General features: G+C 61.0%; 15 protein-coding genes. 9 read left to right on the top strand and 6 right to left on the bottom strand.

The window, feature by feature from the left end:
- Positions 1 to 629 precede the first annotated feature (629 nt).
- From HDG32_RS31220 to nirD, 8 genes are read left to right on the top strand one after another with little or no spacing between them, the layout of a single operon-like run.
- Positions 630 to 1133 carry an SUF system Fe-S cluster assembly regulator gene (locus tag HDG32_RS31220; RefSeq protein ID WP_184073235.1) on the top strand — a complete coding sequence of 168 codons (504 nt, stop codon included), beginning with the start codon at positions 630 to 632 and terminating at the stop codon, positions 1131 to 1133.
- Complete coding sequence (sufB, locus tag HDG32_RS31225) at positions 1130 to 2578, top strand: Fe-S cluster assembly protein SufB (protein WP_184073237.1); 1449 nt, start codon at positions 1130 to 1132, stop codon at positions 2576 to 2578. The genes HDG32_RS31220 and sufB overlap by 4 nt, the downstream gene beginning before the upstream one ends.
- 29 nt (positions 2579 to 2607) lie before the next feature.
- Positions 2608 to 3399, top strand: a complete 792-nt coding sequence (gene sufC, locus HDG32_RS31230) for a Fe-S cluster assembly ATPase SufC (protein ID WP_184058733.1) — start codon at positions 2608 to 2610, stop codon at positions 3397 to 3399.
- Complete coding sequence (gene sufD / locus HDG32_RS31235; RefSeq protein WP_184073240.1) at positions 3396 to 4718, top strand: Fe-S cluster assembly protein SufD; 1323 nt, start codon at positions 3396 to 3398, stop codon at positions 4716 to 4718. Before sufC ends, sufD begins: the two co-directional genes overlap by 4 nt.
- Positions 4715 to 5968 carry a cysteine desulfurase gene (locus HDG32_RS31240; RefSeq protein WP_311540527.1) on the top strand — a complete coding sequence of 418 codons (1254 nt, stop codon included), beginning with the start codon at positions 4715 to 4717 and terminating at the stop codon, positions 5966 to 5968. Before sufD ends, HDG32_RS31240 begins: the two co-directional genes overlap by 4 nt.
- On the top strand, positions 5965 to 6420 hold the full coding sequence (gene sufU, locus HDG32_RS31245) for a Fe-S cluster assembly sulfur transfer protein SufU (protein WP_184073242.1): 456 nt from the start codon (positions 5965 to 5967) through the stop codon (positions 6418 to 6420). The genes HDG32_RS31240 and sufU overlap by 4 nt, the downstream gene beginning before the upstream one ends.
- Before the next feature lie 8 nt (positions 6421 to 6428).
- Entirely contained in the window at positions 6429 to 6797 is a 369-nt protein-coding gene (locus HDG32_RS31250; RefSeq protein ID WP_090811480.1) for an SUF system Fe-S cluster assembly protein, read from the top strand.
- Between the two features lies 1 nt (position 6798).
- Positions 6799 to 7119 carry a nitrite reductase small subunit NirD gene (gene nirD, locus HDG32_RS31255; protein ID WP_090811477.1) on the top strand — a complete coding sequence of 107 codons (321 nt, stop codon included), beginning with the start codon at positions 6799 to 6801 and terminating at the stop codon, positions 7117 to 7119.
- Here nirD and HDG32_RS37340 read toward each other — a convergent pair.
- The 5 genes from HDG32_RS37340 to HDG32_RS31280 form a co-directional block, all read right to left on the bottom strand.
- Complete coding sequence (locus HDG32_RS37340) at positions 7013 to 7300, bottom strand: DDE-type integrase/transposase/recombinase (RefSeq protein WP_409340066.1); 288 nt, start codon at positions 7298 to 7300, stop codon at positions 7013 to 7015. The genes nirD and HDG32_RS37340 overlap by 107 nt on opposite strands.
- A gap of 208 nt (positions 7301 to 7508) precedes the next feature.
- Complete coding sequence (locus HDG32_RS31265) at positions 7509 to 7850, bottom strand: hypothetical protein (protein WP_184073244.1); 342 nt, start codon at positions 7848 to 7850, stop codon at positions 7509 to 7511.
- 3 nt (positions 7851 to 7853) lie between these two features.
- Positions 7854 to 8651 carry an alpha/beta hydrolase gene (locus HDG32_RS31270; RefSeq protein WP_184073246.1) on the bottom strand — a complete coding sequence of 266 codons (798 nt, stop codon included), beginning with the start codon at positions 8649 to 8651 and terminating at the stop codon, positions 7854 to 7856.
- A gap of 755 nt (positions 8652 to 9406) precedes the next feature.
- Positions 9407 to 9715, bottom strand: a complete 309-nt coding sequence (locus HDG32_RS31275) for a hypothetical protein (RefSeq protein ID WP_184073248.1) — start codon at positions 9713 to 9715, stop codon at positions 9407 to 9409.
- Positions 9716 to 9911: 196 nt separating this feature from the next.
- Positions 9912 to 10130 carry a hypothetical protein gene (locus HDG32_RS31280; protein WP_090811471.1) on the bottom strand — a complete coding sequence of 73 codons (219 nt, stop codon included), beginning with the start codon at positions 10128 to 10130 and terminating at the stop codon, positions 9912 to 9914.
- A gap of 407 nt (positions 10131 to 10537) precedes the next feature.
- Here HDG32_RS31280 and HDG32_RS31285 point away from each other — a divergent pair, with 407 nt between their 5' ends.
- Complete coding sequence (locus HDG32_RS31285) at positions 10538 to 11479, top strand: GNAT family N-acetyltransferase (protein ID WP_184073250.1); 942 nt, start codon at positions 10538 to 10540, stop codon at positions 11477 to 11479.
- Between the two features lie 413 nt (positions 11480 to 11892).
- On the opposite strand, the gene HDG32_RS31290 is transcribed toward HDG32_RS31285, so the two are convergent.
- Positions 11893 to 12438, bottom strand: a complete 546-nt coding sequence (locus tag HDG32_RS31290) for an SRPBCC family protein (RefSeq protein WP_184073252.1) — start codon at positions 12436 to 12438, stop codon at positions 11893 to 11895.
- Positions 12439 to 13043 lie beyond the last annotated feature (605 nt).

Below are 13043 nucleotides of genomic sequence, written 5' to 3' on the forward strand. Positions count from 1 at the left end.
AAGGGGCCGTCATCGTTAGCGCACGTAAAACGCCCGAACCTTGACGGGGGATCATTCATCCGACAGCGACAACTGGCAACGGTGACCGTGGATTCCGGGCTTCCATGCATGCGCTGAACACGTAGGCCGAGGGCAATGGGCGCGTTCGACATTCAGTCCGCGCACCTGCTCAACACTCCACACGACCACAATCACCAGAAAGATCGGGCAGTAGCCCCACTGGGTCCGGATGCCACAACAGCCCAAAGTACTATGCGGCGGGCCTCTCCCGAGATAGGCGATGCACATCGCGCATCCTTCACGCGGATTCCGGCTTTTAAATCAGTTTTCGATATTCTGGATATCAAACAATTGATGTCTCGTCGGGCGAGTGGGTATTCGCAGTCGATGGAGCGTGGCTCACCAGAGCGGTCCGTCACGAAGACCAATACACTGACAAGGTTATATATACAGGTCTAGAATGGAATCGGCGTTGGGCCGTTCGCGAAATACTTCTCCCGAAACGGAAAGCGATTCGCGACGTGGCCAGGAATCCCCACACAGGACAGTGTCGCTCACTCCAAACGTGCGGTTTTCGTTTCGATGTAATCTGGACCAAAAGGGTCCTGATTAAAACGGGAGATGTTCCGATGTTGCGCATGAGCAAACTTGCCGATTACGGCACGGTGATCATGACTGCGATGGCGCGCGATCCCGATGCCGTCCACAGCGCAAGCAGCATTGCTGCGGCGACCGGCGTCGCGGGGCCAACGGTGTCAAAGGTGCTGAAAGTCCTGACGCGCGGTGGTGTCGTGGAGTCGCTGCGCGGCACAAACGGCGGCTACCTGCTGCCGCGGCCGCCCGCGCGGATCACGCTGGCGGAGGTGATCGCCGTCGTCGACGGCCCGATCGGGATGACCGAATGCAGCACTACGCCAGGCCTGTGTATCCAGGAGGCGGCGTGCGCGGTGCGCGCCAACTGGCAGAAGGTCAATCGCCTGATTTACGAAGCGTTGCAGCAGGTCACGCTGGCGGACATGGCGGGCCCCACCTTGCGCGCAGTCGATATCAGCGCGATCCGCGCGCGTGGTATCTCCACCCATCGCGCGGGCGCGACGCCTGCGCGCAAGTCGATTGACCGAGGCCACACATGAGCGCATCCACAACCGGTTTCGATGAACTGATCAGCCGCGAATACCAGCACGGTTTCGTGACTGATCTGCAGGCCGATGCGCTTCCGCGCGGGCTGAGCGAGGATGTGGTCCGGCTCATTTCGGTGAAGAAAGACGAGCCGGCGTTCATGCTCGAATGGCGACTCGCGGCCTATCGCCATTGGCTCACGATGACCGAGCCGCATTGGGCGACGGTCGAACACCCGGCGATCGATTACCAGAACATCATCTATTATTCCGCGCCGATGACGCAGAAGAATCGTCCGAAGAGTCTCGATGAAGTCGATCCGGAACTGCTGCGTACCTACGAAAAGCTGGGTGTGCCGCTGAGGGAGCGCGAACTGCTGGCGGGCGTAGCGGTGGATGCGGTATTCGACAGCGTGTCGGTAGCGACTACGTTCCGCGAAAAGCTGGCGGAACTCGGCATTGTGTTCTGTTCGTTCTCGGATGCCGTACAGCATCATCCCGAACTGGTGCGAAAGTATCTCGGCTCGGTCGTGCCGCACACCGACAATTTCTTCGCTGCGCTTAATTCCGCCGTGTTCAGCGATGGGTCGTTCTGCTACATCCCGCCGGGCGTGCGCTGCCCGATGGAACTATCGACCTACTTTCGTATCAACGCCCAGAACACCGGGCAGTTCGAGCGCACGCTGATCGTCGCGGACAAAGGCGCGTACGTGAGCTATCTGGAAGGCTGCACCGCGCCGATGCGCGACGAAAACCAGCTGCATGCCGCTGTGGTCGAACTGGTCGCGCTGGAAGGTGCACAGATCCGCTATTCGACCGTGCAGAACTGGTATCCGGGCGATGCGTCGGGCAAGGGCGGCATCTACAACTTCGTGACCAAACGTGGCGACTGCCGCGAGGCCAATTCGAAGATTTCATGGACTCAGGTGGAAACCGGTTCGGCGATTACGTGGAAGTATCCGAGCGTGATCCTGCAGGGCGATAACTCGGTCGGTGAATTCTATTCGGTGGCACTGACCAACCACTATCAACAGGCCGATACCGGGACGAAGATGGTTCACGTCGGCCGCAATACGCGCAGCACAATTCTGTCGAAAGGCATTTCGGCGGGCCGCGGAAAGAACGCATATCGCGGTCTCGTGAAGGTCGGCCGTGCGGCGGAAGGCGCGCGCAACTACACGCAGTGCGATTCGCTTTTGCTCGGAAACCGTTGCAGCGCTCACACATTCCCCTACATCGAGGTCAAGAACCCGACCGCGAAGGTCGAACACGAAGCATCGACATCACGCATCGGCGAAGACCAGTTGTTCTATTGCCGGCAGCGTGGGTTGTCGCCGGAAGATGCGGTGTCGATGATCGTGAACGGCTTCTGCAAGGAGGTCTTCAAGGAGCTGCCGATGGAGTTTGCAGTCGAGGCACAAAAGCTGCTCGGCGTCAGCCTGGAAGGCGCCGTGGGATAACCCACAGCGATTCGCGAGGGATTCGGACCATGCTTGAAATCAGCAATCTGCAGGTCGAAGTCGACGGCAAGAAAATTCTGCGTGGCATCGATCTGGATGTACGGGCCGGCGAGGTGCACGCGATCATGGGTCCGAACGGCTCGGGCAAAAGCACGCTTGCCCAGGTGCTGGCCGGGCGCGAGGACTTTGCTGTCACGGGCGGCGAGGTCTCGTATCTCGGCCGCGACCTGCTGGCGCTCGCACCCGAGGAGCGCGCACACCAAGGACTGTTTCTCGCGTTCCAGTATCCCGTCGAGATACCCGGCGTGAGCAACGTTTATCTGCTGAAGGCGGCGCTGAATGCGCAGCGGCGGTATCGTGGCGAGCCGGAGTTCGATGCGATGGAGTTTCTGCAACGGGTCAAGGAGAGGATGACGCTGATGCGGATGGACGAGAGTCTGCTGTATCGCGCCGTGAACGAAGGGTTTTCCGGCGGAGAGAAGAAACGCAACGAGATTCTGCAGATGGTCGTGCTGGAGCCCCGGCTCGCCATTCTCGACGAAACGGATTCCGGACTCGACATCGACGCATTGCAGATTGTCGCGCAGGGCGTCAACAGCATGCGCAGTCCAGAACGGGCGATCGTGCTCGTGACGCACTATCAGCGGCTATTGGACTACGTCGTGCCGGATCGCGTGCATGTGCTGGCGAATGGCCGGATCGTGAAGTCGGGGTCCCGTGAACTGGCGCTGGAGCTGGAGCGTAAAGGCTATGGTTGGATCGACGATGAAGCGGTGCAACCAGAAAATACAGCAAGCCAGGAAAGTGCGGGGCATCCATGAAAAACGAATCTCTCGACTATTTCCATCAGTTTGGGCAACTCGCGAAGACGTTGCCCGGCGTTGAGTTTCCATGGCTGCGTGCCGCGCGCCGAAGTGCGTTCGACCAGTTCGACGCGCTGGGTTTGCCCACCACGCGGCACGAGGACTGGAAATACACGAACGTGTCGGCGATTGGCAAGCGTCCCTGGCATTTCAAGGCACAACGCACGGACGATAGCCACGTGCGGCACGTCATCGATGAACTCAAGCTGGAGCCTGCCGCGCATCGACTGGTCTTTGTCAACGGTCGGCATGTGCCGCGGCCGTCGAAACTGAATGGTTTGCCACACGGGGTATTTGTGGGCTCGCTCACCCGGGCGTTGAGAGAAATGCCACAACAACTGGAATCGGCATTCGCCTCGCAGGCGTATTCAGATGGCTTTGCCGCGCTAAATACGGCGTTTATGACGGATGGGTTTGCCATCGTGCTGCCGCCTGGCGAGGTCATCGATCAACCGCTGCAGATCCTGTTCCTGACCGACGAAGCGGGTCTTGCGGTGCAGCCGTTCAATGTCGTGCTTGCAGGAGCACGCTCGGGCTGCACGATCGTCGAGCATTTTGTAGGGCTGAGCGGCGACGCGTACTGGACCAATGCGGTTACCCGCATCGTCGCAGACGAGCAGGCGGACGTGCAGCACTACCGGTTGCAGCAAGAGGGCCCGAAGGCTTTTCATATCGCGTCGGTCGCCGCTGCGCAGCAACGGGGCAGCTGTTTTACCTCACATGCGTTCGCGTTCGGCGCCGCGCTGTCGCGCACTGGTATCGGCACAAGCCTGAACGCCGCGAACGCGCAAGCGACGTTGAACGGTCTCTATTTCGTCGGGGGCCGGCAGCACGTCGATCACCACACGCGCATCGATCACACAGAGCCGCATGGCACGAGTCGCGAACATTACCGCGGGGTGCTCGACGGCGCAGCGCGCGGCGTGTTCAACGGGCGCGTCATCGTGCATCGCGATGCACAGCAAACGGACACGCATCAGGCGAATCACAACCTGCTGCTGTCACGCGATGCGGAAATCGACACGAAGCCGCAACTCGAGATCTACGCCGACGACGTGAAATGCACACACGGCGCGACGGTCGGTCAACTGGACGACAACCAGCTGTTCTATTTGCGTGCACGAGGTGTCGAAGAGCGCATGGCGCGGGCGCTACTGACATACGCATTTGCGCGCGACATTGTCGAAGGTGTGCGCATCGATTCGCTGCGTGGCCGGCTCGAAAACCTGCTGTTCGCGCGCACCCCGGAAGGCGAGCGCATCAGGGAGCTGCTATGAAGCCGATCGAACAGATGCAGACGCCCGATCCGCGCAATGTCGAGCACTGGCGAGCCGATTTTCCGATTCTGGGCGAGCGCGTGCATGGCCGGCCATTGGTCTATCTCGACAATGGCGCCACTACGCAAAAGCCTGCCTCGGTCATCTACGCGGAAAACGCTTACTACCGGCATAGCAACGCGAATGTGCACCGCGGCGTGCATCTGCTGTCGCAGCGCGCGACCGATTCATTCGAGGCCGCACGCGCGAAGATTGCACGCTTCATCAATGCGCAGCGTCCGGAGGAGATCGTGTTCGTGCGTGGCACGACCGAAGCGATCAATCTCGTCGCCCAGAGTTATGCTCGGCCGCAGATCAAGCCCGGCGACGAAATCCTGATTAGCGCGATGGAGCACCATTCGAACATTGTGCCGTGGCAGCTCGTCTGCGAGCAGACGGGCGCGGCGCTGAAAGTCGTGCCGATCGACGATATGGGCGCGCTCGATGCCGACGCGTACGAGCGTTTGTTGAGTGAACGTACGCGGCTGGTCGCGATGACTCATCTGGCCAACGCGCTCGGCAGCATCAATCCGGTGGAGCGCATCGTTGCAGCGGCACACGCGCGGGGCGTGCCGGTGCTGCTGGATGGTGCACAGGCAATCACGCATCTGCCGGTCGACGTCCGCGCGATAGATTGCGATTTCTACGCGTTGTCCGGGCATAAGGTGTACGGGCCGACTGGCATTGGCGTGCTATACGCCAAGGCCGCACTGCTTGAAGCGATGCCGCCATGGCAGGGCGGCGGCGACATGATCCGATCGGTAACGTTCGAGAAAACGGAATACAACGCGATTCCGTGGAAGTTCGAAGCGGGTACGCCGAACATTGCCGGCGCGATTGCGCTGGGCGCGGCGCTCGACTATGTCGACAGCATCGGCATGGAAGTCATCGCCGCGCACGAGAACGAACTGCTCGCCTATGCGACGGGCGCCCTGCGGGTGATACCGGGCTTGCGTTTTATCGGTAGTGCACGCGACAAGGCAGGCATTCTGTCGTTCGTGCTCGACGGCGTGCATGCCCATGATGTCGGCACGATTCTCGATCATCACGGCATCGCGGTGCGTGCGGGCCATCATTGCGCGATGCCGGTGATGCAGCGCTTCGGCGTACCGGCGACCGTACGCGCGTCGCTCGCCCTCTACAACACGCACCAGGATATCGACGCGCTGATCGAAGGTCTCGGAAAGGTCAGGGAGATATTCGGAAAATGAGCGATCTGCGCGATCTGTATCAGGAAGTCATCTTCGACCACTACCGGCGGCCGCGTAACTGTCATGGACTGTCCGGCGCCAATCACACGGCTGAGGGCTTTAACCCGCTGTGCGGCGACCGGATTACGCTTTATCTGCGAATCGAGGACGGCATCGTCAAAGAAGCGAGTTTCGAAGGCGCGGGCTGTGCAATTGCGACGGCATCAGCGTCGCTGATGACCGAGGCGCTGAAAGGCAAAACGGAAGCAGAGGCCGAAGCGCTGTTCGGGCGCTTTCACGACATGGTGACAACACCCGCTGCAGGGCAGGCGACAGCCGCGCCGGAGATGGGCAAGCTGGCGGTGCTGTCCGGTGTACGGGAATTTCCCGAGCGTGTGAAGTGCGCGACGCTGGCCTGGCATACGCTCCACGCCGCGCTGCACGACGCGCATCGCCCCGTTTCGACAGAGTGAGGCAGACGATGAGCACATTCGACTGGCTGAAGCGCGCCGAGGCCGCACAACCCGGGAGTGGCACGACAACAGAAGGTCTTGAAGAACGCGTGATCGATGCACTGCGCACCGTGTTCGACCCGGAGATTCCGGTCAACATCTACGATTTGGGGCTTGTTTATGGTCTTGACGTGGATGAAGCCGAAGGCCGCGTTGGGATCCGCATGACGCTGACCGCGCCCGGCTGTCCGGTCGCGCAGACCTTCCCGGCGACGGTGGAGGATGCGGTGTTCTCGGCGAGCGGAGTGAACGACGTGCACGTTGAACTGGTGTGGGATCCGCCGTGGTCGAGAGACCGGATGTCGGATGCGGCGCGCCTGCAATTGGGGATGCTTTGACATGTCCGACTGGGTCGATGTCGCTGCGATCGGGGATTTTCCGGCCGGGTCGGTTCGCAGCGTCGAGGTCGATGGCGCGCAGGTTGCTGTGTTCAACGTCGACGGCACCTGTTATGCAATCGAGGATGTCTGCCCGCACGACGGCGGCATCCTGACTGGCGGTGTGGTGGAAGGCGACGTGGTCGTCTGTCCGCGCCACGGTGCACGATTTTGCATCAGGACCGGAAAGGTGCTGGCGCCGCCGGCATATGAGGACGTGGTGGCGTTTCCGGTGCGGATCGAGGCGGGCGTCGTTCAGGTGCGTGACGAGCGGTGGGATTGAGGTGCGCTGTCGACCGGCTCTCGTTCTCAGTAAGCGGCTCAGCTGGGCGGTTCGTCCGTTCGCGCGCGTGTGAGGCGGCATAGCCATCCAGCGAGATGGTCTTCGGCGGCTTGCCCTGATGTTTGAGAGCTTTCCTGAAAAAGGCTTTGGCCGCCTTCACGTCGCGCTTTGCACGTAGCATGAAGTCAACTGTCTGGCCGGCCCGATCCACCGCCCGGCAGAGCTACACCCACCTGCCGCGGATCTTCAGCTACGTTTCATCGACACGCCACGACGGCTCTCTATTCGTTCAGCAGGACACTCTAACCGATTCGCTTGCGCCGTTTGCACCAGATCCATCTGGCGACTTCCTGGGGCTACGGCTCCGCAGAATCGTCGTGCTGTGATCGTTACCGCCCTGTCATTATCCTGAGGATTTTCTGCACGATGCGCTCATGCTGCTCCAGCGCCTCATCGAGCGTACGTGCTCCGTAGCTCCTGTTGTCTTGCGCCTGCATTCCGGCGACGCGCGTCACGAACAGCAAGGCCTCCCCGGTTTTCGGTTTGGACACACCACGGAAGCGGGTCGTGACCGTTACACCGTAGTCGTCCAGCAGTGTGCGGCGGAAGATCAGTTCGTTTTCCGTCATCCAGCGCGACCACGCGCCGTGGTCGAACACCTCGACAGGCCTGTTCTTCGCATCGAGAACATAGATGCGCTCCGAGCTAAACGAGACCGGTGGCGTCTTCATATTTCAATGCAAAGGCGTGAGAAGGAAGTCGGTCGCCTCCCGCCACCAGGTTTCGTCGACGTGGCCAATCCAGTCGTTATGGTCAGCCGCCTTCACCACCATCAGTTGTCTCGGTTCGGCCAGCGAGTTGTAGAGCGCTTCGCCGAAGCGCGGGGGGACTATGCTGTCGCGTTCAGCAACCACGACGAGAACCGGGCGGCCGAACGACGCCAGATGGGTCACGCTGTCGTATTGGTCGCGCAGCAGCCACTTCACGGGCAGCCACGGATAGTGGTAAGCGGCGACGTGCTCGAGCCGATCCCATGGCGTGATCAGCATTAAACCGGCGATCTTGTCGCGTTCACGCGAGCCGGCCGCGGCCACCACGCCGCCCCCGAGCGATTCGCCGATGAGCAGCAGCGGCGCGCCATAGAGGCGATGGGCCAGCGCGATGGTTTGTTGAGCATCGGCGACCAGACTCGCTTCGCCTAACGCCCCGCCGCGCGGCCCGTAGCCTGGATATTCGGCGAGAACCACGCGCAGCCCGAGCCGGGTGAGCGCCGCGGCATAGAATGAGCGGTGGCCGGCATGCCCCGCGTTGCCATGAAAGACGATGACCGTGGCGCGCGCGGACCCGGCCGGCTCCGCCATGAGGCCCCTGAACGCCTCAGGTGTCGGCCAGGCGCGCAGTCCATCGGAGGTGAGCTCCTCGATTGCGGCCTTCTGAGGGAAGTAGAGAAAACGATCCTGCAAGATGGCGACTCCGGCTAACACGGTCATGTACGCGACGGCGAGGCCGACCATCATTCGGGTGAATTTCATCGTCTTGCGCTCGACCCACCGAACTTTTCGATAGCACACACCCAGTTTAGCGCGCGGTCGCCACCGCTCATATTCAGGCGTGTCGTCAGGATGGGGGCGTCTAAGTTATGGTACGGAGAGTATCTCCCTGCCTTGTACCCTCGATATTTTCCGAGCGATGCGACGAGGCGCGGGGTTGGTCCGTACGAAGCAGCCCAGAACAGACTGAAATCGAGCGCGACCGACGCTAGCCGTGCGAAACAATGCTACGTCCCGGCTCGTGCGCCCCGCTTTTTGGCGCACCTCTCATCGGGTGAATCCGGCCCCTTATACTCAAAGCCGTCATCCGCATGGCTGGTTCTCCAGAAGACCTGCCTGATAACCGTCGCGTACACTTCGGCCATAGCGGTCGGTTGCCGATCGGGCAGCGTGCGGCGGCAGCAGGTCGCTTTGCTGACCTTCGCAACCCAGTGCCGGTGAATGTCAGCTAAGTCATGGATGGATGAGTCTTGCCGACCCAGAGCCGACTTCCGGCATGTCGAAGCATCAATGGCTCTTTGAAGAGTGAAGCGGACTTTCGTCGCGGAAAGGCTACCGGTGGGTCATCGGCCTGAGCCGACGTTCGCCGATCAAATTGGTGCGGCTGTCGCGTATCGCTTTGCTGACTTTTACAAACTGGCGTCGGCGAATGTCAGCTGTCTCTGTCCATCAACGAGTCTTACCGACCCGTCCAGACCTTTCACAGTCCGATCGCCGACGGCCTCAAAGGTATGCCGTCAAAGGTGCGGCAAATCGTCAATGCATTTTTCGACATGATCGCCAGGGGCATCCGTGTCGATCCCGGCGTGTCCGTCGGTGTGAGAGACAGACACAATTTTTGGCCCGAGATACCGTGTGCCACCAAGCGTAAAAAGGGACCAAACAACATCGCCCCGACGGATCGCGGCGACGACTTCGGCCACCTCCACAATCGCAGGGGGGGACAGCCATTCACGCGTCGACGGATCGACGGGAGCCCAACGCACATGGGTAAACCTGTCGTTCGTCGGGTTGATGCGAACGGCGTCGATAGCAAAAGTTGTCACATCTACCTCCATCGTCCTGACAAAGGGATGTGTGCATTATGCGCCGCTTCTTTTGCCGGGGTTCAGCAGGACCAGTCGTGAGGGCCGTTGTCAGCCCTTGCTGCACGTATCGCTCTCGCCTGACGCGTGCCCCCGAACTGGATGTCTGGTGGGTGCGGCGAATACTCCGGAACAGCCTGGACCTGGATAGTGAAGCCTAAGCGGAGTTCTCGTCGCACCACTGAATCGCCCAACGCTGCGCCGCCTCAATAGCATCCGCGTCGGAGGGGTAATCGCCGAGGTCGCCCGAATACTTTACCTCGACGGCATCGCCACTCGCCGAGGCGCGCCGGTAGATCTTTGCGCGAGCGTAATAGCGGCCGCCTTCATCAAGAGGTGACGCGTCGATGTGGAATTGTTGGTAGTCGAAATGCATGGCTGTCTCCAAACGATTGCCCTAATCGTCGTCGCGTTGGACGAGGTGGACCTCGTTGCCACCGCCAAGGTCGCTCTGTCACTCTGCCAAGATGAATTGGGGCTGCGACTCTTCGGCCCAAAACGCTTTAAGAACGATATGTACATCGTAGGCAGTAACAGCAAAGCTCGCTGACCAGCGAGAGCAGGACAGCAACGAGAATTCGCATGGGAACGCTCCATCCGAATACGGGTGCGCATCGATTGCCAACGTTCCGGACGTCGATGTCGACCGACCGCTCTTGGGCCAACCTCGGCCTGACGGGGCCGCCCGTAAACCTCAACAGACCTCCGCCCCGCCTATTCGCGAGGACCCGACCGTATGCTACGATCGTTGCAGGTTATGGCCGAGGACGGGGGATTGCCAACATGCTCAACGTTCGTCCACTTGAAGAGCGCGACCTGCCGGAGGGGCAGCGCATCGTGCGGCGCGCCTTCGGTACCTTCTTCGGCGTCGCCGATCCCGATAGTTTCTGGACCGATTTCGACTACGTCTATGGCCGCTTCGGATGCGAGCATACTGCCGCCTTCGCTGCCGACCACGACGGCACGCTCGCCGGCGTCAACTTCGCCACCAACTGGGGCAGTGTCGGCTTTTTCGGCCCACTCTCGGTTCGCCCTGATCTGTGGGACAAGGGCATCGCCCAGCCGCTGGTCGCAGCGGTCTCGGAACAATTCGCGGACTGGGGCACGCGCCATGCCGGCCTGTGCACGTTCGCCCAAAGCACGAAACACATTTGGCTCTATCAGAAGTTCGGCTTCTATCCGCGCTTTCTCACCGCGATCATGGCGGCGCCGGCGGCGGCGTCCGGCCCGCTGCCGCAGGACGCGCGCTATACGGCGCTCGCGGCCGGCGAGCGGCGGGCGGCGGAAGAAGCGAGCCGCGCGCTCAGCGACGAGATCCTCGACGGCCTCGATCTCTCCGCTGAGATCCGCACCGTCGCCGCGCGCGGCCTCGGCGACGCCCTGCTGTTATGGGAGCGTTCGGGCCAGCTGGGCGGCTTCGCGGTTTGCCATTGGGGACCGGCGAGCGAGGCCGGTGCCGATTGTCTCTTCATCAAATTCGGCGCGGTGCGCCCCGGCCCGGGTGCCTCCGATCGGTTCGGCGTGCTGCTCGACGCCGCCGGCGCGCTCGCCACCGCATTGGGGATGGCGAGGGTCCTGGTTGGGGTCAATACCGGGCGCGAGCAAGCCTATCGCCAGATGATGGCACGCGGTTTCCGCAGCCAAATGCAGGTGGTGACCATGCATCGGCCTAACGAGCCTGCCTACAGCCGCCCTAACGACTTCGTCCTCGACGATTGGCGCTAGGAAGTTCTGCTCACCGCCTGCCCCCACCGATCTCGGCGACATGTGGCCGTCAATGCTTCCCACTATGGAAGACGAGGCGGATTTCCCCGCCCGTCGACATGAAGACAGAGTCGGTTTCCTCTCCATTGCGCCACCGTCTATCGGAGCCCCTGCCGCGCGAGCGGTCTAGGCCCGCGATCCGAAGCGGACTTTCCAATGAATAGCGGATTCAACCGGTGTGAACGGACACTCAAATGTCCAAATCGTGGCAATGGCGAACGACCTCATGGCCGCGCGCTGACTCTGACCCGGTTCCGCATATGGCACCCTCTTGCGCTTCGATTGCCCTCACGAATGGCCGCTAGCAGACTTGTACCCAAGGATTCAGTCTGGTCGTGAAAACGCCAAGTCACAACGCCAGCCGAGCGACGTTGCTAATGCTGCGGTGACGCTTCCACAAGGCTCTTAAGTCGCAAGACTGCCGTATCCGATTCAGATTGAATCCGCGCGCGCAGCACGGACCAGTTCAATATCGCGAACCACAACGACGGCGCGCGATAGGTGAATTCACGTTCGAAACGGGTTCCGCTCACAGTCGATGTCAGCGAATAAGTGACGGTGCCGGCCGATCTGCCGTCAATCTTTCCTGCTATCACCCACTTGCTCGGACGCACACGTGCCGCGACTGTCCACACAACTCGGCCACGCCTGCCCGCCACCCTGAATTCCTCCGTTACCTGCTCGCCCACATCGAGCGAATGTTCCACCGAACCGCTGACCGCGAGCGACGACGGATGCCAGATTGGCCAGTGAGCCGGCGTCGTGACATAGTCGAACACGACCGTGGGAGGGCGTTGTATCGACGCAACCGAAATGATGCGCGTGTCGAGCCCAATTCGCTGCGGCAACGGGATAAAGAGCACCGCGATGGCGACGAGCACCGCCAATATTGCGGTGACGAACCGCGTACGGATTTTCATAGCGCCTTGTACTCTCCGCTGTCACAGGCGAAGCTATTTTACGGCGGAGTGGAAAGGACGGCGATCGGCGGCACCCGACCCACAACAGCCGGTCGTCTGGGCACGGCCTCAATGGCCGCTTCCAGGTGCAACGGCCATTCGCTCGGTCAGATTGGCCAGCACGTTGTCGGCCTAAGCGGTCAGTCCCCAGGGTGCTCAGTAGCGACGACCTGAGCGTCCGCTTTCGCAGTATCCGGATCATAATCCGCCTCCGAATGGACAACCTCGGTTCGAATCCGACATGGCCCACCAAGTCTCGCTTGGGTTCGCCGGATATCTGCTTTGAATTCGGACCGCTCCGTAGGGGGGGCGAATTGCGGGGGCCGGATTTCGTTCCGTGACCCTGTCGGCCCTACTTGCACAGCGGATTTTATATGTCACGCTATGACAATTTTGCGGGGGAGTCGCTAATGGTACGTAACCCCGGCGCTTATGATAGGAAATCGCGCCTACCGGGACCCCCCTAATAGACTTATTGATTTTTCCGTAAATCATGACAACCGTTGAGTGTCTCAAGCGTTATATTTTCAGGACGGTCCTGGAGACAAGTTGGCATGGCGCAAAGG

The sequence above is a fragment of the Paraburkholderia sp. CI2 genome (genome assembly GCF_014201055.1).
Classification (GTDB): domain Bacteria; phylum Pseudomonadota; class Gammaproteobacteria; order Burkholderiales; family Burkholderiaceae; genus Paraburkholderia; species Paraburkholderia tuberum.

Coding starts and splice junctions, on each gene's coding strand:
- HDG32_RS31220 (WP_184073235.1), top strand. CDS start 630: ATGTTGCGCATGAGCAAACTTGCCGATTACGGCACGGTGATCATGACT.
- sufB (WP_184073237.1), top strand. CDS start 1,130: ATGAGCGCATCCACAACCGGTTTCGATGAACTGATCAGCCGCGAATAC.
- sufC (WP_184058733.1), top strand. CDS start 2,608: ATGCTTGAAATCAGCAATCTGCAGGTCGAAGTCGACGGCAAGAAAATT.
- sufD (WP_184073240.1), top strand. CDS start 3,396: ATGAAAAACGAATCTCTCGACTATTTCCATCAGTTTGGGCAACTCGCG.
- HDG32_RS31240 (WP_311540527.1), top strand. CDS start 4,715: ATGAAGCCGATCGAACAGATGCAGACGCCCGATCCGCGCAATGTCGAG.
- sufU (WP_184073242.1), top strand. CDS start 5,965: ATGAGCGATCTGCGCGATCTGTATCAGGAAGTCATCTTCGACCACTAC.
- HDG32_RS31250 (WP_090811480.1), top strand. CDS start 6,429: ATGAGCACATTCGACTGGCTGAAGCGCGCCGAGGCCGCACAACCCGGG.
- nirD (WP_090811477.1), top strand. CDS start 6,799: ATGTCCGACTGGGTCGATGTCGCTGCGATCGGGGATTTTCCGGCCGGG.
- HDG32_RS37340 (WP_409340066.1), bottom strand. CDS start 7,300: ATGCTACGTGCAAAGCGCGACGTGAAGGCGGCCAAAGCCTTTTTCAGG.
- HDG32_RS31265 (WP_184073244.1), bottom strand. CDS start 7,850: ATGAAGACGCCACCGGTCTCGTTTAGCTCGGAGCGCATCTATGTTCTC.
- HDG32_RS31270 (WP_184073246.1), bottom strand. CDS start 8,651: ATGAAATTCACCCGAATGATGGTCGGCCTCGCCGTCGCGTACATGACC.
- HDG32_RS31280 (WP_090811471.1), bottom strand. CDS start 10,130: ATGCATTTCGACTACCAACAATTCCACATCGACGCGTCACCTCTTGAT.
- HDG32_RS31285 (WP_184073250.1), top strand. CDS start 10,538: ATGCTCAACGTTCGTCCACTTGAAGAGCGCGACCTGCCGGAGGGGCAG.
- HDG32_RS31290 (WP_184073252.1), bottom strand. CDS start 12,438: ATGAAAATCCGTACGCGGTTCGTCACCGCAATATTGGCGGTGCTCGTC.